The organism is Amphritea atlantica (genome assembly GCF_024347255.1).
GTDB classification, from domain to species: Bacteria; Pseudomonadota; Gammaproteobacteria; order Pseudomonadales; family Balneatricaceae; genus Amphritea; species Amphritea atlantica.
This window is the reverse complement of record NZ_AP025284.1, coordinates 3850846-3868690: the sequence shown is the minus strand read 5'-3', so window position 1 is coordinate 3868690 and position 17845 is coordinate 3850846. Positions and strand designations below refer to the sequence as shown.

Here is a 17845-nt window from a genome sequence, read left to right as displayed (position 1 = left end):
CTGGCTAGTTGGATCTGGCGGATCTGAATGCCTGAATAACCGGTCTTAACTGATCAATCAGAGTGTTGGGAAACTGTCGGTAATCCGGGTAGGGGGTGAGAATAATATTCTCTTGCCGGAATAATCTGCCACTCGCTTCCATCGGCGTAAAGTGTTGCAGATCTAACCCCAGCCGCTGCCAGCTGGCTTTGCCGGCAACAATATGCAACTGACGACCGGTGAGCAACTGATCGCCGAAAACGATCGCTTCGTGTTGCCTTAACAGCTGTTCGTCGCGATAGTGACGCCATGTTGATTCGGTGGCTTGCAGTTTGGCCAGAATAATCAGGATTTTGCGCCAGTGATTGCCATTTAACTCACAGAGTCTGGCGTAATCCAGCGGCTTGTGTGTATCGATGATCGGTGGCGCAGGCAGATAGAGAAGGGTGGTGGCACCCTCAGTATTCCCCAGTGTGGTCATCAGGCAGACTTGATACCACTGAGGTTGCGGAAGGTGATCTCTTTGGCGGTGTTAAGAAAATCTACCATAAAGTCTGAATCTTTCTGATCTTCCCGAATCGCTGCGTATAGGGTACACCAGACCCCTTTTTCGCCCAGTGGACGGGAAGTAATATATTCCTGTTCGATATACTGGTGGATAGCCCAGTTCGGCAGCGCGGACACCCCGCGGCCACTGGCGACCAGCTGCATAATCATCACCGTCAGTTCTGAGGTGCGTACCTCTTCCGGCTCAATGCCGGCAGGATCCAGGAAGTGCTTGAAAACATCCAGACGGTGCTGTTCAACCGGGTAGGTAATCAGGGTCTGATGTTCAAGATCCTGCGGCTGAATTGTGCGGCGCGCAACCAACTGATGCTGCTTACTCATGGCCAGTACCGATTCATAGGTAAAGAGCGGTATATAGGCTATTCCCGTACGCTCTTCCGGGTCAGCAGTAACCACCAGATCGATATCACCCCGAGCCAGTGCTGGCAGGGGTTGAAAACTGAAGCCAGTGGTCAGATCCATCTCCACTTCGGGCCAGTTCTGGCGAAAATGGTCGATGGTTGGCATCAGCCAGTCAAAGCAGCTGTGACACTCGATGCAGATATTCAGGCGTCCCGCTTCCCCACCGGCCAGTCGGGCGATATCTCGCTCCGCGTTACGGATCATCGGCAGTACTTCATCGGCCAGGGTCAGGATACGCTGGCCTGCGCTGGTGAAGCAGATCGGTTTGGTTTTGCGAATAAACAGTGAACAGTCTAGGCGGTCTTCGAGATCTTTGATCTGATGGGAGAGGGCGGATTGGGTCAGATGGATACGTTCGGCAGCTTCAACTAAACTGCCTGAATCTCTTAGCGCAGAAAGAGTTTTCAGGTGTCGAAGTTCGATCATGCTGGAATGCCTCAATTTTTATTCTGTGAACCAGAGTATAGTATGAATTTAACTCATGCGGCATCTTTGTATGATATAAGGCCCGCATAGAGCGGGCCTGGGTTTCCAGCGATATGTAAGCGCTGTTATCAGGCTTTCGGTTTAACCAGCAGAAACTCCAGCAGCGCTTTTTGTGCGTGCAAGCGGTTTTCGGCTTCATCAAACACCACTGAGCGTGGGTCGTCCATCATCTCTGCGCTGACTTCTTCGCCCCGGTGAGCCGGCAAACAGTGCATAAATATCGCATCGGATTCGGCAAGATCCATGAGTTGCGGTGTGACCTGATAACCCCTGAACTCTCGTTCACGCTCTTTCTGCTCATCTTCCTGGCCCATAGAGGCCCATACATCGGTGACCACCAGATGGCTGCCTTGCACCGCTTCTTCGGGGGTGCGGAAGATTGATACCCGCTCGCTGTTGGCCGCCAGCAGCTCAGGATTCGGATCAAACCCTTCCGGACAGGCGACCTGCAGCTTAAAGTCGAACTGGCGAGCGGCGTTTATATAGGAGTTACACATATTGTTGCCATCGCCGATCCAGCTGACGGTTTTCCCTTTGATATCACCGCGGTGTTCCAGGAAGGTCTGCATATCCGCCAGCAACTGGCAGGGATGGTAATCATCGGTCAGAGCGTTGATCACCGGTACCCGGGAGTGCTGGGCAAACGTCGTGACTGTCTCGTGCTCAAATGTGCGGATCATTACAACATCGCACATGCTGGAGATAACCCGGGCACTGTCCTCAATCGGCTCACCACGGCCCAGTTGTGTGTCCCGTGAGGAAAGAAACAGTGCGTGTCCACCCAGATGCGCCATACCCGCCTCAAAAGAGACCCGGGTGCGGGTTGATGATTTCTCAAAGATCATCGCCATAACCTGGTTTGACAGCGGTTCGTAGATCTCACCGTTGTTACGTATCTGTTTCAGTTCAATCGCACGCCTGATCAGCTTGTTCAGCTCATCGGGTGTCAGGTCCAGCAGTGTCAGAAAATGTCTTGTTGTCATAATTAAGAAGGCCGGGCAGAGCAGGCCTTAGCTCAGATTCAGTTATTCGTCAGCCATATAGACTTTAATGATACGGGACACGGTGTTGACCAGCAGCTCCGCTTCAGTATCGCTCATAATCAGCGGGGGCAGCATGCGCACAACCTTACCGCCGCCGGTCACATTAAGGAGCACCCCTTTGACCTTAGACAGTACTGCCAGTTCGGTACCGGCTTCGGTCAGCTCAATGGCCAGCAGTAGTCCCTTGTTGCGAATCTCTTTGACATAGGCGGCATCACCGAGCTGAGCACGAAAGCCATCGGCAATCTTGTTGCCCAGCTCCGCTGCACGCTGGTCCAGCTTCTCTTCAGTAATGGTATTCACAACAGCCAGCGCAGCAGCACAGCAGAGTGGGTTGCCACCGTAGGTTGAACCATGGTTACCCGGTCCGAAAACAGTCGCAGCTTTGCCGCTGGCGAGGCAGGCGCCGATCGGTACGCCATTGCCCAGACCTTTTGCGGTGGTGACGACGTCCGGCAGGATACCGTTCTGCTGATAGGAGAAATAGGTTCCGGTACGGCCGTTTCCGGTCTGGACTTCGTCCAGCATCAGCAACATATCATGAGCATCGCAGATATCCCGCAGCTGATTCAGATAATCATCGGCCGGAATGATAATGCCGCCTTCGCCCTGAATGGGTTCGACCAGGATTGCCACGACATTGGCGTTGTTGCTGATAATGTTTTTTACTGCGTCAACATCATTATAGGGGGCACGAACAAAGCCGCCGACCAGAGGTTCAAAGCCTGCCTGCGCTGAACGGTTGCCCGTGGCGCTCAGGGTGGCCATGGTACGACCGTGGAATGACCCTTCCATTACGATGATGGTGGGTTTTTCTATCCCTTTGGTATGACCGAATTTACGTGCTATTTTGATAGCCGCTTCATTCGCTTCAGCCCCTGAATTACCAAAAAAGACGTTATCCATGCCGGATATCTGGGTCAGACGTTCCGCCAGACGTTCCTGATTGGTGATGGTATACAGGTTAGAAGTGTGGATCAGTTGACTGGCCTGCTCACTGATCGCTGTTGTGACAGCAGGGTGAGCATGGCCAAGACCGCATACAGCAATACCGCTGAGAGCATCCAGATATTTGTTGCCATCTGTATCAAACAGCCAGCAGCCCTGTCCGTGGTCAAAGGCGACGGAAAGGCGCGAGTAAGTATTCATAACGGGCTGTGTAGACATCTAAGTCCCTCTGTTAGTCCCTCTATGTAACGCAAAACGGCAGCGATAATCAGGCTGCCGAACGGAAAACCAGCCATTCTATGTACTTGCCTGAGAATAAGCAAGATGCTGCATAGAACTTGAGATCCAGTATAGTTGACCCCATATAATCTGGAATGCAGTTTTTCTAAGCAACGTTTGTTATAGTCGCGACTATTAAAGCTGATTTTTTTCGCACTATACCCGAGTAAAATAATCGGGTTTATGCTAGGATTTCTTCATCAATAAAGTTTAGCGTCAGAACTCTGGCGACCCGTTAAAGTATAGGTAGATTTATGAGCGTTATAGACACGATAAAAGAGCAAATTGAATCCAACGATATCCTCTTATATATGAAGGGTACGCCACGTTTTCCTCAGTGCGGTTTCTCTTCCCGTGCGTCTGAAGCAGTGATGTCCTGTGGCGCTCGTTTTGCATTTGTAAATATTCTGGAAAGTCCTGAAATTCGTGCAGAGCTGCCTAAATATGCAAACTGGCCAACCTTTCCACAACTGTGGATCAAAGGTGAGCTGATTGGTGGTTGTGACATCATTGCCGAGATGGCCGCCAGCGGAGAGCTGAAAGAGCTGATTGATTCAGTGGCTGTTGCTGATGATTCAGCGGAAGGCTGAGTGAAACGCTTTAATAGATGAAGTTTATCGGTTACATAGTTGACTTTAATTAGTGTTATAAAGTCACTGCAACTAAGCTATCAGCACTTTTTATATCTTGTATATAACGTGCTGTTTGCACAATCGTTTAACGCTTTACTTAACAATGGAGATAAAAAATGGGCGTATTAGTAGGTAAGCAGGCTCCTGATTTCACCGCACCAGCGGTTCTGGGTAACGGTGAGATTGTTGATGCTTTCACCCTGTCTGAAGCGACTAAAGGTAAGAAGGCTGTTGTATTCTTCTACCCACTTGATTTCACATTTGTTTGTCCATCTGAGCTGCTGGCTTTTGATCACCGTATTGAAGAGTTCAAAAAGCGTAACGTTGAAGTGATCGGTGTTTCTATCGACTCTCACTTCTCTCACAACGCTTGGCGTAATACCCCTGTTGATCAGGGTGGTATTGGTCCGGTTAACTACACGCTGGTTGCCGACATGACTCACAGCATCTGTAAAGATTACGATGTTGAATCTGAAGGCGGTGTTGCTTTCCGTGGTTCTTTCCTGATCGATGAAGATGGTCTGGTGCGTCACCAGGTTGTTAACGATCTGCCACTGGGCCGTAACGTTGACGAAATGCTGCGTATGGTTGATGCTCTGGCATTCCACCAGACTCACGGCGAAGTTTGCCCAGCTGGCTGGACTGAAGGCGACAAAGGTATGGACGCGTCTCCTGCCGGTGTTGCAGCCTACCTGAGCGAGAATGCTGACAAGCTGTAAGCGGGTTACCGTTTAAGCTTAAAAAACGCGCCCTGGGCGCGTTTTTTTGTTTTAGTCTGAGCGGCTGATACGGTTCTTGCCCTGTTTTTTAGCCTGGTAGAGTGCCTGGTCAGCACGCTCAAATAACTCATTTGCATCACTGTTGGGGGTAAACTCTGCGATCCCGCAGGAGAGGGTGACATGGATATCTCCCTGGCTGGTGGCGATACTTTTACCTGCGATCTTGCTGCGCAGCCCTTCTGCAATATTGTAAGCCTGGCTTAGCGGGCAGTCCGGAATAATGGAAACAAACTCTTCACCCCCAAAGCGGGCGGAGAAGTCGCAGCTGCGTACCTGACTATTCAGTTCACCAGCGATGGCAATCAGGATCTGATCGCCAATCTGATGGCCAAAACGATCATTGATCTGTTTAAAGTTATCGATATCCCACACCAATAACGAGAACGGCTTGTCGCTCCGGTTACTGCGATTGATCTCCTCTTCAAGGCGCTGCTCATAGGCTCGTCGGTTCGCTATTCCTGTCAGGCTATCCCGGAAGGCGCGTTCTTTTTCCGCCTCAAGTGCGCGTCTCAGCGCTTTGTTTTCAGCGATCAGCTGTTTGTTGTGCTGTTTCAGGTCATCCAGGCGATCACCACCGTTAAACCTGCCTTTGTTCAGCAGAGTGTGAATCAGAAGAGTCAGATCTGTGATTTGCGCTGCCAGTAACATGGTTGTCTCCCAGGGCTTGTTGATATGGGTAGTCTAGTGATCAAAAAAGGAGGAACCGTGTGAAAAGTGTGGAAAAAATGTGAAGATTACTCTTGGGTCTGGCTTCGTCATTTACATCGGATCATACTCTGCCAATGCGAATAGGAATTACAGGTAAAATGGTGCTGGTCATGCTGGCAGCCAGTGTTCTGCTGGTGGCGGCGATGGCTGTGGCGATGCGTCTGAGCTTTCAGAAGGGGTTTGATGAATACCTTTCGGAAGTCGAAATGGGGCGACTTGATCAGACGGTTGAAGACCTGAGTAACGCGTATCGCCGGGAAGGCAGCTGGAATTTCATCGAAGGGAATCATCGTTTGTGGATGACCTTTATGCCGAGCAGCAGTGACGCTTCAGTGAACGACGGCGATGCTGTTGTTGCAGCACCGTCATCCTCCCGGGCTCCGCAACCTTTTACTGCCAGATCGGCACCGCTGGCACCGGCGGATAAAACGGGTATCAGCACCCGTCTGCGGTTGCTGAATGCCGATAAGCAGCGCCTGATCGGGCCGCCTGATACCAGCGGTCTGGCTGTTAATCGTCCCATTTCGCTGGATGGTGAGCTGATCGGATGGTTGAGTCTGACGCCTCAGGCGGTTCCATCCTCCCGTCTTGATAAAGCGTTCAGAGATGAACAGTTAAATGCGATTTATCCGATTGGGCTGGGCGCTTTATTGTTAGCGTTGCTGGTAGGTATCCCGATGGGGCGCTATCTGTTACGCCCGGTAAAAGCGGTCGCCCGGGGAGCCCATGTGCTGGCCAAGGGGGAGTTCGATATCCGTCTTGATATTCATTCCCGGGATGAGCTGGGGCAGCTTGCCCAGGATTTTAATATGCTGGCCGGGGTGCTGCAGCGTAATGAGTTGTTACGCCGCCGGGGCATGGCGGATATCTCCCATGAGCTACGAACCCCGCTGGCACTTCTGCGGGGTGAGATTGAAGCGATGCAGGACGGCATTCGCCCCGTGGACCAGCCGCAGCTTGGCAAATTGCATGACGCGAATATGCAGTTGAGTCATCTGGTCGATGATCTGTATGATCTGGCACTGACCGATGCCGGCGCTCTGAGCTATAAAAAACAGCTGTTCAACCTGGTCGATACGCTGGAGGGCGCGGTTGCTGCAGCCGAACACTCGTTCAGTCAATCCCAACTGAGTCTGACTCTGACCGTGCCTGAGTCTCTCACGGTATTGGGGGATCCCCGCAGGCTGCGACAGGTGATGGATAATCTGCTAAAAAATAGTCGCCGTTACACCGATGCGGGGGGGCAGACCGTTGTTTCCGCCAGCCGCTTATCGGGTAACGCAGTGATCAGAGTCGAGGACAGTGCGCCGACAGTCGATACACAGATGCTGGAGCGGTTATTTGATCGCTTTTACCGGGTGGATGAATCGAGGAGTCGGGCCAGTGGTGGGGCCGGGCTGGGGTTGGCGATCTGTCGCAACATTGTCGATGCTCACCAGGGGGAGATATCTGCTGCGGTGTCTGAGCTGGGTGGGCTGGCGGTTGAGGTGGTGATTCCGCTGGCTGATGACAACTGAGTGACGGGCTGAGTAAGTTGCCCTGATACCGAGGCTGATCTATTAATCACAGGAAGGGTTGGAGTGAAACAACATATTCTGATTGTTGAAGATGAGGCGGGTTTAGCAGAACTGCTGCGGGATTATCTGCTGATGGCCGATTATGATGTCGATATACTCTATGAGGGGGGCAGCGCGGTCGAATGGGTGCGTGAGCATAACCCAGCGTTGGTGCTGCTGGATCTGATGTTGCCTGGCAAAGATGGTATGGCGATCTGTCGGGAGGTGCGGCAGTTTTCCCAGGTTCCTATCATTATGACCACCGCGCGGGTGGAGGAGATCGATCGCTTGTTAGGACTGGAATTAGGCGCAGACGACTATGTTTGCAAGCCCTACAGTCCCCGGGAGGTGGTCGCGCGGGTGCGTTCGGTACTGAGAAGAGCCGGGGTGCAGATGACCGGTAGCGTGGCACAACTAACGGGGATAATGCTCGATGAAGGTGCGTTTAAAGCAACCGTTAACGGGACTAATCTGGACCTCACGCCGGTAGAGTTCCGGCTTCTGAATACCTTTATGGCGCAGCCTGGGCGGGTATTTGCCCGTGGGCATCTGCTGGATAACCTCTACGATGATCAGCGCGTTGTCAGTGATCGCACCATCGATACCCATATTAAGAACCTGCGCAAGAAACTCGAAGCCCAGCTTCCGGATCAGGATGTTATCCAGTCGGTGTATGGTGTGGGCTATAAGTTAGAAATTCCGGACTGATCACTGCCTTCGCCGCAACATCGGCGGGGGTGGCGGGGCTTCATCTGCAGAGAGATAGCCATCATGATTTTTGTCATGGACGTCAAAACGGTCCGGTGGGCCGTCGAACTCCTGCCGGGACACCCGGTTATCGTGATCGTGGTCCAGTCGTTTAACAAAGTGACTGGGAAAATCCTGATCAGACAGGGGTGGTGGTTGCTGACGGTCGTTTTGCATCTGTCGCGCAGAATCGATACTGGCCTGCACGCTGAAGTTATTCAGATTGATATTATAGGGGTAGTGGTTTCTGCTGATCTGAGTTGAGGGCTGAGTTTGAGTGGCGCTGCCGCCCCGTACCACCCGTACATAGTTGTATACTCTGACAGCGTCTCCCTGCGGGCCCTGGCCCATCTCAGCCTGGCCGGTTTTCGGGTCGCTGCGTTGTGACCCTGCACCGTGGACATCCATAATTTCATTGTGCATCTGGCCCATGGCGCGGCCAAATGAAATATAAGCTGCATGATCTCCCGGTCGCGGTCCATCCAGATGGGTGGTTGAGGTCCAGTAGGCCGGATAGTCCCGCTCTCCCTTCTCATTGGTTATCGGGGTCGATTCAAATAACGGATCGATTGCCGCGGTGCCGGTACTGTCCGGCGCCCGGTTGTAATCAACAATATATTGCAGCTCTTTGGCATTAGGCAGCCGCCAGTCGGAATGACCGCCCAGGTTGAGCTGGGCAGCATACTTCAGGGCCTCTTTCCAGGTCATCCCCCGGCCACTATCGGTCTTTGCCCAGGTCAGCCCTGTGCTGATATCGGTGATGGTGTTGTTGCCGTTATCAACAAAGTTGTTGTCACCATAGGCCTGGCCCCGAACATAACGAACATAAAAGCGTTTTCGGGGGTGCTGGGTGCCGGCGGGCTGATAGCCGTAACCCTTGATACGGCCATCGGCAAAATTCACTCCAAACAGGGTGTCCATGTTGTCCATGGTGGTTGAGGTGTAGCGGGTACGGGTTAACCATTGGGCATCAATATAGCGCTCATCCGCTGCGCCGTAGAGAAAGTCAAAGTAGTCGGTATTGATAAACGGTACCGCATTGGCCGGAATGGCCTCCTCAATACCCGATGTTTTCCGACCGGAGAAACCGGTGTAACCGCGAAAATCGATCAGCGAGTAGAGCTCTTTAATGTTGGGTACCCGCCAGTCAGTAAAGCCCGCGAGACGCATCTTCCGGGCCTCCTCCTGCGCTTCAGCCAGGCTGAGCTTGTGCGAGGAAACGGCTTTTGACCAGATCAGGCCAGTATTCAGATCGGTCACCGTACCATCATGATTATCGGTATAAGCCGGTGCATTACCTGTATATTGTGCATCCTGACCGAAGAACTCAGCACCTGCTTCAGGGCATTGAATCGCGCGGGAGTCGTTGTAGCAGCGATTCTGACCGGTATCGGGTATTCGGATGACAGAGTCCGCCTGGCTCAGAAGCGGGAGCAGGGCTGCGATCAGGGTCAGTACCGGTCGTGTTGTTATTTTCGCTATCAATATCATGATGAATATCATTCTTGTTTTAAATCAGAGAAAGTATTTTATCGGGTTAGCAGGCTGTTATGCCAGATCAACCGGCATAGCCACCACTCCAGATGATATCCTCTTTGCGACGTCCCTGCTGTTGCCGTCGGTCAGGGTGCCCGGGAGCGAAGCGTATCTCCGTTCTGCGGTCTTCACGGACTCTGCGCTCGCCAGTCCTGCGGTTGTGAATCAGTTTGATGTCACAAAGGCAGGTGGTTTTGTCACAGGCGGCCAGAGGGAGGCGAACCTGATCCTGCAGGCTGAATGTAATCTGGCTGAGGGCGTGCGCAGCCATGCAACAATCAGTTTCCGGAATCAGTAGCTTACCGCGAAACTCTGTTGCTTTATCCGCACTCTGAGGCATGTTCAGGGCGGGTGTCCGGGGTGTAGCCGATCGGCTTTGGGGCGTATTGGCGCTGGCTTTGACACGGTAGATAGTGGTCAGGGTAATGAGCGCCAGGGCGCAGATGATAATAAGCAAATATGCCATAGTCGGTTCCCCTCTGAATCGAAAGCGAGTGAATTTCGTAAGCTTTGGGAAAAGTCTAAGCGGACAAAGTGGAGCGAATATGGGGGAAAAAAGGAGAATGTGTGAAGATGAGGGGGCTGGTAAAAGGGGCTTCAGGCTGGTCTCGATCTACACCGCCTGAAGCGGTCTTTTAACCCTGTTAGTACATATCGTTGACCATCTGCCAGCCGCCCAGATCTTTCCAGCGGTTAACGATCGTGCAGAACAGCTCTGCCGTTTTCATGGTGTCATAAAGAGCTGAGTGAGCCTGCTTACCATCGAAATCGATATCAGCAAGATCGCAGGATTTCGCCAGTACGGTATGGCCAAAGGCAAGACCAGCCAGTGTGGCTGTATCAAAGGTTGAGAACGGGTGGAAGGGGTTGCGCTTGATATCGCAACGCTCTGCCGCGGCAGTCACAAAACCGTGATCGAAAGAGGCGTTGTGCCCCACGAGAATTGCGCGTTTGCAGTTATGCGACTTTACCGCTTTGCGAATAGGTTTGAAGATTTTTTCCAGCGCTTCCTCTTCAGGGATCGCGCCCCTCAGAGGATTAAAAGGGTCGATGCCGGTAAAGTCGAGAGCAGATTTTTCAAGGTTAGCGCCTTCAAAAGGCTCCACATTAAACTCATAACTCTCATCGATAAGCAGGTTGCCATCATCATCCATCGTCAGTGTGACCGCTGCGATCTCCAGTAAAGCGTCTGTCTGGGCGTTAAAACCGGCGGTTTCCACGTCGATCACAACGGGAAGGTAGCCCCGGAAACGGTTTGACATCGGGTGCTGGTACTGAGCGCTTCTGTTCAATGCATATCCTTAATGGCTGATTCAGACAGCCAGATTTGTAATTAGCCGGGCTTAAGTGTAAAGAGTTGCTCTGGTTTTCACAAATAACTCTGTACGGTTTCTGTGTGAGACTGGCAACGTGGTAGAATCTAAAGGTTTCCCGGCATGTGCCGATACAGGGATACTGGCACGCTCCTCAATTTTAATTGGATTCCGGTCGTTTATGCGTATCGTTGTACTGTTGCTTTTATTAACTGTTTCGATTCCTGGCTTCGCGGTAGGCTACTCAGCATCCATTGAACAATCCCGCTGGGATCTGGAAGCGTCAAAATTCAGTTGTCGCCTGTCTCAGAAGATCCCGCTGTTTGGTGAGGGGGAGTTTAATCAGGAAGCCGGAGAGACGGTGCGCTTTACCCTCAGGCCACTACAGGGGCATGGTCTGAAAGGGCAGGTACAGATAATGGAAGGGGCTTCGCCATGGCAACCGGGTATTGCTACCCGCGAGATTGGTCAGGTTAAGTTTGCCGCCGATGGCACTATCCCGGTACCGACCAGTTATTCTCAACAGATGCTGGCGAGTTTGTTTCGCGGACGCATGCCGACTTTTCTGGCGCAGAACTGGGCAGAAACCGGAGAAACGGTGCGTATCGGCCTCTCTGCTGCTAACTTTCCACCGGCTTACCAGGCGTATGCTGACTGCATCTCCGACCTGCTGCCGGTGAACTACCGGCAGATCGCCAGAACGGCGGTTCTGTTTCCTTCTGCGCAGTGGCAGTTGTCGGACTCCACCAAAGCGCGTCTTGATCTGATAGCGATCTATGTCAACAACGACGATTCTGTGAAGTCGATCTATGTTGACGGTCACTCCGATTCACAGGGGCGCCGGTTGGCCAACCGGGATCTGTCGAAGAAACGGGCGGAAGCGGTGACCGCTTATCTGGAGAAGAAGGGGGTCAGCCCTGAGCGTATAACCACCCGTTATCATGGTGAACGTTACCCTGTTGCACAGAAGAACGATCGTCTGACCCGTGAGCGTAGTCGCCGGGTTACTATCCGTTTAGACCGTAATTAACCCTGACCGCTACAGGGTGACTGTAGCGCTTACCCCCCTGTTACTCTGGCGTAATCGTGATACAATTGCGCCCTTTCCTATTTTAGGTATCCGGTAGAGACTATGGTGCTCTCTACGGGCTGATTTTGCGTTTGGAGCCTCTCTATGTCCGACATTAAAAAGGTTGTGCTGGCCTATTCCGGCGGCCTTGATACATCTGTAATCGTGCGTTGGTTACAGGAAACTTATAATTGTGAAGTGGTAACCTTTACGGCTGACCTGGGTCAGGGTGAAGAGGTTGAGCCGGCTCGTGCCAAAGCCGAAGCGCTGGGCGTGAAAGAGATCTACATCGAAGATCTGCGCGAAGAGTTTGTGCGTGATTTCGTTTTCCCGATGTTCCGTGCCAATACTATTTATGAAGGTGAGTACCTGCTGGGTACCTCTATCGCCCGTCCGCTGATCGCTAAACGTCTGATCGAAATCGCCAATGAAACCGGCGCTGATGCGATCTCTCATGGTGCGACCGGTAAAGGTAATGATCAGGTGCGGTTTGAGCTGGGGGCGTATGCCCTGAAGCCCGGCGTAAAGGTTATTGCGCCATGGCGTGAGTGGGATCTGACTTCCCGCGAAACCCTGATGAATTACTGCAAAGAGCACAATATCCCGGTTGATTTCTCCAGCAATAAGAAGAAATCTCCCTACTCTATGGATGCCAACCTGCTGCACATCTCCTATGAGGGTGACATTCTGGAAGACCCATGGGCTGAAGCTGAAGCCGATATGTGGCGCTGGTCTGTTTCCCCTGAGGAAGCGCCTGATCAGCCAACCTATCTGGAGCTGACCTACGAGAAGGGTGATATTGTTGCTATCGATGGCAAGCCGATGAGCCCGGCAACCGTGCTTGAGTACCTGAACAAGGTGGGTGGCGAAAACGGCGTGGGCCGTCTGGATATCGTTGAAAACCGTTTCGTCGGTATGAAGTCCCGTGGTTGTTATGAAACCCCGGGGGGCACGATTATGCTGCGGGCACACCGGGCGATCGAATCGATTACCCTGGACCGTGAAGTGGCCCATCTGAAAGATGAGCTGATGCCCCGTTATGCCAAGACTATCTACAACGGCTTCTGGTGGTCTGAAGAACGGAAAATGATGCAGCAGATGATTGACTTCTCGCAGCGTAATGTAAACGGTGATGTTCGCCTTAAGCTTTACAAAGGCAACGTTATTGTTGTTGGTCGTCGTTCAGAAAACAGCCTTTTCGACGAGAGTATTGCGACTTTTGAAGATGATGCAGGCTCTTACGATCAGAAAGATGCGGCTGGCTTTATTAAACTGAATGCGCTGCGTATGCGTATTGCGGCCAGTAAAGGGCGCGATCTGCTCAACGGTTGATTTTGAAAACTGTAAAAAGCCCCGATATGTACCCATATCGGGGCTTTTTTGTCTCTGGAGTGCTTTGATAATTATCTGATTTATATGATACTTTGAAAAATTCCATTCTGATGTAGGGCCTATGGAAATCAGCTACTCGGATAAAAAAGTTCTGATTGTTGATAACCGCCTGGAAGATCTTGCTGAACTCAAGATTATCCTGGGGAGCATGGGCGTGGCTGAAATTCAGGTCGCCTCCTCTGTGAATATGGCTCTGGTGCTGTTGCGTGAGAAGCACTATGACATCTGCTTCGTTCTGTTTGATCTGGGTAAGGATCATAAGAACGGCCTGCAACTGATTCAGGAAGCCTCGGCGGAGGGGATCCGCCAGTTTTCCACTGTTTTTTCCCTGATTGTCGACCCCGAGCGCTCCAAGTTACTGTTCGGTTCCCTCGATAGTTCGCCTGATACCTACATATCCAAACCCTATTCCGAGCCCAAAGTGCGTTTTCGCTTAGAAAAGATTATGCGGGTTAAACAGGTGATGCAGCCTCTGGATGAGCTATTGGATCAGGGAGAGCTGCAACAGGCTTTGCTGATGTGCGATAAACTGACTCAGAGTTACCCTGCACTGAAGCTGTATATTCATCGGATGCGAGGCATTATCCTGCTTGAAGAGGGGTATTATAGCAAAGCGGAAAAGTTGTTTGAGTCTATAGTGGCGCAGCGTGTGCAACCCTGGGCCCGGGTCGGGCAGGGGATGGCGCTATGTCATCTGGGGGATTATCTGAATGCCCGCCAGATTCTGCAGCAGGTGATTGATGAGTCCTACTTTTGTGTCGAGGCCTATACCTGGCTGGCACGCACTTACCGCGCCCTTGGCGAGCGGGGGGAAGCGATCAGTTTGCTGCGTAAAGCGGTAATGCTGCAACCCACGGTCCCCGAACTGCTGGGGGCGCTGGGTAGTCTTGCCGCCCAGAACCAGGAGTGGAATATTGCCGTAGACGCCTACAGTAATGCGATCCGCCATGCCCGGCAAAGTTGTTTCCAGTCGGATGATTATTACTTCAGTCTGGTGTCCGCGCTACTGGCCCGTAGTAGTTTCGACCGGGATGTAGAGGAGTATGCTATTCGCACCCTTGAAGATGCCGTATTGGCGTTTCCCGGTGAACCTATCGTGCAGTTTAAGTCACGCCTGATGGTTGCCCAGGTGTACCGCCGGGCGGGTGCTCAGGGGCGTGCGAATCTGGCGGCCCGTAATGCTTTTGATCTGTTCTGCGAGCTTGAGCTGACCGAGCAGGCTGAGTGGGTGGAACCCTTTCTGGAGGGGATGGAGGGGACCTCTGTGGAAGCAGAAGCGCAGGCGATGAAGCAACATGTTAACCGTGACAGTGCCGCCCTGGAGTGGGGGAAACTGAATATTCAGGGGATGCTGAGCTACCGGAAGAAAGACTACCAGAAAGCACTCAGTTTCTTTGTCCAGGCGGATAGCATTCTGCCCAATAATCCAAGCCTGACTCTGAATCTGGTGCAGGCTGCGCTTGAGCAGGCGCGTCATCCTGGAAATCAGAGGGACGAGCTGCTTCTGCAGTGTGACAATGCGCTTTACAGTATCAACTATGGTGCTCTGGGCTTGCGTCAGCAGAAACGTTATCTGTCGTTGTCAGACCGCTGTGCTGATATGGTCAGGTCGATGGCGGAACTTAAACGCGAAATACAAGAGGGGGCTGACGTGTCCTGAGACCTGCCTGGTCCCCGTCTGTTTCAGTCGTCCGGCGATTTAAGCTTCAGAATAAGATGGTGTCGTCGTCACCAAGAATGGAGTTTTCTATGACCGGCTTATCATTTTCATCGACGTGGTAAGCGGAACGGGCCAGTTTACGTGTCAGTAGCTTCTGTTGTGCCGCTTCTGGCAGGTCGGTGAATAGAATGGTTTGTTTTGATATCAGCAGGTCGATCAGATCTTCAATAATGCGGCTGACTTCTAAGTCAGACTTTTCGAGCAGTTCTTGCGGACTCTCGGTGTCATTATTGCTGGAAAGGAAACTGATTACATCCGGGTCGGTAATGTCGGCTACCGTTGAGTTCTCAACAGGGAGTGCTGACAGAGAGGTGATCTGCCCCTGTTCATTTCTGACTGCATAAAGCATAGGCCCGTTTTCCGCTGGTCTGATAGGTAAGATTTCGCTAAGTATGGCGGGCCTTGTTTCGGCGGGTCAAGTCCGCGCTGGCAATTTGGGTACAAATTAGCGGCTGACCTGCGTCATGGCTCAGGGGAGCGCCAGTGGTCCTTTGATTGCATAATGAGGAGGGGCTATATAAAATCCCCACTCTAAACGAGCTTCCTGAAGGGTTGCAGTGCAGGTCATACTCATATGATTGCAGCAGCCCTTTTTTATTGTACCGAGAGATTATGAAATCCCATAAAGTCCAGCAAGCACCGATTCCGATGCGTACCGTCGGGCCGATAAAGATCAGTGGACATGTCCTGAACGAAAAAGTGTCAGTGCCTCTGGCAACCTATGAAACGCCCCTCTGGCCTTCGGTTGGCCGGGGCGCGAGGATTTCAGCACTGACCGACGAGGGTATAAAGACCACCGTTGTCGATGAGCGGATGAGCCGTTCAATTCTGCTGGAAGCAGAGGATGCCTTAGAGGCATACAAAGCTCTGGAATCGATCAAATCCCGTAAGGATGATCTGAACCAGGTGGTGGCAACCACCAGCCGGTTTGCCAAACTGATCGAGATGAACAGTCAGATCGTAGCCAATCTGATCTATCTGCGTCTGGAGTTTACCACCGGGGATGCCTCGGGCCATAACATGGTGACCAATGCGGCAGATAAGCTGATTCCGTGGATTCTGAGTGAATATCCTCAGCTACGCTACTCTTCGATCTCGGCAAACTACTGTTCCGATAAAAAAGCCACCGCTGTCAACGGTATTCTTGGCCGGGGTAAATACGTCATCAGTGAGATCCTGATTCCCCGGGCGCTTTGTGAACGGCGGCTTAAGACCACTCCGGAGAAGGTGGTCGACCTGAACATCAAGAAAAACCTTATCGGCACGATGGTGGCGGGCGGCTTGCGCAGCGCCAATGCCCATTATGCTAATATGCTACTGGCGTTTTATCTGGCCACCGGGCAGGATGCGGCCAATATTATTGAAGGCTCGCAGGGGATTGTGCATGCCGAGGTGCGCAATGGGGATCTCTATTTCTCCTGCACACTGCCAAATCTGATTGTCGGCAGCGTAGGCAATGGCAAAGGGATCGATTTTGTTGAGCAGAATCTCGCTGCCCTTGGCTGTAAAGAGTCCCGGGAGCCGGGTGAAAATGCCCGCCGACTGGCCGCTATCTGCGCTGCCACGGTGCTCTGTGGTGAGCTGTCTCTGATGGCTGCTCAGACGAATCCGGGTGAGTTGATGGAATCCCATCTGAAAATGGAACGCTGATGTCTGATCAGACGAACGACCGAAAAATTGAGCATATCCGGGCGATCGAAAATGACCCCAAGACAGATCGTGACGGACGATTTTTTGATCAGATCCAGCTATGTCATCGGGGACTGCCTGAGCTGGCGCTGGATCAGATTGACCCCTCGGTTGAGTTTCTGGGCAAAAAGCTCAGCTTTCCGCTGCTGATCTCTTCGATGACCGGTGGCGACCACGCATTGATTAAAACCATTAACCGCAATCTTGCCGAAGCCGCTGAGCGCACCGGTGTGGCGCTGGCGGTGGGGTCTCAGCGGGTGATGTTTACTCAGCCGGCGGCGCGGGACAGTTTTGATCTGCGCACCTATGCGCCGAATACCGTTTTGCTGGGTAATATCGGTGCGGTTCAGCTGAACTATGGTTTTTCCCTTGAACAGTGCCAGCAGGCGGTTGATCTGCTACAGGCGGATGGTCTCTATCTGCATCTGAATCCGCTGCAGGAAGCGGTACAGCCGGAGGGTGATACTGATTTCTTTGGGCTGCAGGAAAAAATTGCCGCGGTGGCCGCAGGGCTGTCGCAGCCGGTACTGCTGAAAGAGGTGGGGGCGGGACTTTCGCCTCTGGATATAGAAGCGGGTCTTGCCGCGGGTATAAAGTGGTTTGATCTGGCCGGCGCAGGCGGGACCTCGTGGAGTCGTATCGAACATCATCGCAGTGCTGCCAGTGACGATGATCTGGGACTTTGTTTCCAGGATTGGGGTATTCCGACGCCGCAGGCGCTGAAACTGGTGCAACCGTATCAAAATAGTGCAGGTTTCATCGCCAGTGGCGGTCTCAGGGATGGGATTGATATGGTTAAATCTGTTATACTCGGCGCCTCGCTCTGCGGCATGGCCGCACCGTTCCTGAAACCGGCAATGGAATCCGTCGATTCAGTGGTCAGGGTAATAGAGCAACGCCGGCGTGAATTCACTACAGCTATGTTTTTGCTGGGCGCGCCGGATGTGAACAGTTTATTTATGAATCGGGCTCTCATTCTGGGCGAGCGTTGAGGATTTTA

At 52.4% G+C, this 17845-nt stretch carries 18 protein-coding genes; 9 read left to right on the top strand and 9 right to left on the bottom strand.

The genetic code is table 11. The annotated features are described in order from the left end of the window. Positions 1-4 precede the first annotated feature (4 nt). The 4 genes from OCU43_RS17870 to OCU43_RS17855 form a co-directional block, all read right to left on the bottom strand. On the bottom strand, positions 5-460 hold the full coding sequence (locus tag OCU43_RS17870) for a DUF6942 family protein (RefSeq protein WP_091357493.1): 456 nt from the start codon (positions 458-460) through the stop codon (positions 5-7). Further along, positions 460-1374: a LysR family transcriptional regulator gene (locus OCU43_RS17865; protein WP_091357490.1), complete on the bottom strand. Its 915-nt coding sequence runs from the start codon at positions 1372-1374 to the stop codon at positions 460-462. The genes OCU43_RS17870 and OCU43_RS17865 overlap by 1 nt, the downstream gene beginning before the upstream one ends. A gap of 128 nt (positions 1375-1502) precedes the next feature. Continuing rightward, complete coding sequence (gene argF, locus OCU43_RS17860) at positions 1503-2417, bottom strand: ornithine carbamoyltransferase (RefSeq protein WP_091357488.1); 915 nt, start codon at positions 2415-2417, stop codon at positions 1503-1505. Positions 2418-2459: 42 nt separating this feature from the next. Next, positions 2460-3644: an aspartate aminotransferase family protein gene (locus OCU43_RS17855; protein ID WP_091357486.1), complete on the bottom strand. Its 1185-nt coding sequence runs from the start codon at positions 3642-3644 to the stop codon at positions 2460-2462. Positions 3645-3958: 314 nt separating this feature from the next. Here OCU43_RS17855 and grxD point away from each other — a divergent pair, with 314 nt between their 5' ends. Together grxD and OCU43_RS17845 are read left to right on the top strand one after the other, a co-directional pair. Continuing rightward, positions 3959-4294: a Grx4 family monothiol glutaredoxin gene (gene grxD / locus OCU43_RS17850; protein ID WP_091357483.1), complete on the top strand. Its 336-nt coding sequence runs from the start codon at positions 3959-3961 to the stop codon at positions 4292-4294. Positions 4295-4452: 158 nt separating this feature from the next. Next, on the top strand, positions 4453-5055 hold the full coding sequence (locus OCU43_RS17845) for a peroxiredoxin (protein ID WP_091357481.1): 603 nt from the start codon (positions 4453-4455) through the stop codon (positions 5053-5055). A gap of 51 nt (positions 5056-5106) precedes the next feature. Here the strand turns inward: OCU43_RS17845 and OCU43_RS17840 are convergent, their stop codons facing one another. Next, positions 5107-5763, bottom strand: coding sequence for a GGDEF domain-containing protein (locus OCU43_RS17840; RefSeq protein ID WP_091357479.1), 657 nt, complete (start codon positions 5761-5763; stop codon positions 5107-5109). 134 nt (positions 5764-5897) lie between these two features. Here OCU43_RS17840 and OCU43_RS17835 point away from each other — a divergent pair, with 134 nt between their 5' ends. Together OCU43_RS17835 and OCU43_RS17830 are read left to right on the top strand one after the other, a co-directional pair. Beyond that, positions 5898-7340 (top strand): ATP-binding protein, encoded by a 1443-nt coding sequence (locus tag OCU43_RS17835; RefSeq protein WP_091357477.1) that lies wholly within the window; start codon positions 5898-5900, stop codon positions 7338-7340. A 63-nt stretch (positions 7341-7403) separates the two neighbouring features. Beyond that, the gene (locus OCU43_RS17830) at positions 7404-8087 is read left to right on the top strand and encodes a response regulator (protein ID WP_091357475.1); all 684 of its coding nucleotides are present in this window, start codon (positions 7404-7406) and stop codon (positions 8085-8087) included. Here the strand turns inward: OCU43_RS17830 and OCU43_RS17825 are convergent, their stop codons facing one another. The 3 genes from OCU43_RS17825 to rnt all read right to left on the bottom strand — a co-directional run bounded on the left by OCU43_RS17825 (position 8088) and on the right by rnt (position 10924). Further along, the gene (locus OCU43_RS17825) at positions 8088-9617 is read right to left on the bottom strand and encodes an Lcl C-terminal domain-containing protein (RefSeq protein ID WP_091357472.1); all 1530 of its coding nucleotides are present in this window, start codon (positions 9615-9617) and stop codon (positions 8088-8090) included. Positions 9618-9684: 67 nt separating this feature from the next. Further along, positions 9685-10128 (bottom strand): hypothetical protein, encoded by a 444-nt coding sequence (locus tag OCU43_RS17820; RefSeq protein ID WP_091357469.1) that lies wholly within the window; start codon positions 10126-10128, stop codon positions 9685-9687. 178 nt (positions 10129-10306) lie between these two features. Beyond that, entirely contained in the window at positions 10307-10924 is a 618-nt protein-coding gene (gene rnt / locus OCU43_RS17815; RefSeq protein WP_091357467.1) for a ribonuclease T, read from the bottom strand. A gap of 232 nt (positions 10925-11156) precedes the next feature. Between rnt and OCU43_RS17810 the strand changes: the two genes are divergently transcribed. The 3 genes from OCU43_RS17810 to OCU43_RS17800 all read left to right on the top strand — a co-directional run bounded on the left by OCU43_RS17810 (position 11157) and on the right by OCU43_RS17800 (position 15096). Next, positions 11157-12005 (top strand): OmpA family protein, encoded by an 849-nt coding sequence (locus OCU43_RS17810; protein ID WP_091357464.1) that lies wholly within the window; start codon positions 11157-11159, stop codon positions 12003-12005. A gap of 144 nt (positions 12006-12149) precedes the next feature. Next, complete coding sequence (locus OCU43_RS17805; RefSeq protein WP_091357461.1) at positions 12150-13376, top strand: argininosuccinate synthase; 1227 nt, start codon at positions 12150-12152, stop codon at positions 13374-13376. Positions 13377-13497: 121 nt separating this feature from the next. After that, on the top strand, positions 13498-15096 hold the full coding sequence (locus tag OCU43_RS17800) for a tetratricopeptide repeat protein (RefSeq protein WP_091357458.1): 1599 nt from the start codon (positions 13498-13500) through the stop codon (positions 15094-15096). Positions 15097-15142: 46 nt separating this feature from the next. Here OCU43_RS17800 and OCU43_RS17795 read toward each other — a convergent pair whose 3' ends face one another. Then, on the bottom strand, positions 15143-15505 hold the full coding sequence (locus OCU43_RS17795) for a hypothetical protein (RefSeq protein ID WP_091357455.1): 363 nt from the start codon (positions 15503-15505) through the stop codon (positions 15143-15145). Positions 15506-15768: 263 nt separating this feature from the next. On the opposite strand from OCU43_RS17795, the gene OCU43_RS17790 reads away from it, so the two are divergent. Next, positions 15769-16806 (top strand): hydroxymethylglutaryl-coenzyme A reductase family protein, encoded by a 1038-nt coding sequence (locus tag OCU43_RS17790; protein ID WP_091357452.1) that lies wholly within the window; start codon positions 15769-15771, stop codon positions 16804-16806. Further along, on the top strand, positions 16806-17837 hold the full coding sequence (fni, locus tag OCU43_RS17785; RefSeq protein WP_091357449.1) for a type 2 isopentenyl-diphosphate Delta-isomerase: 1032 nt from the start codon (positions 16806-16808) through the stop codon (positions 17835-17837). Before OCU43_RS17790 ends, fni begins: the two co-directional genes overlap by 1 nt. Positions 17838-17845 lie beyond the last annotated feature (8 nt).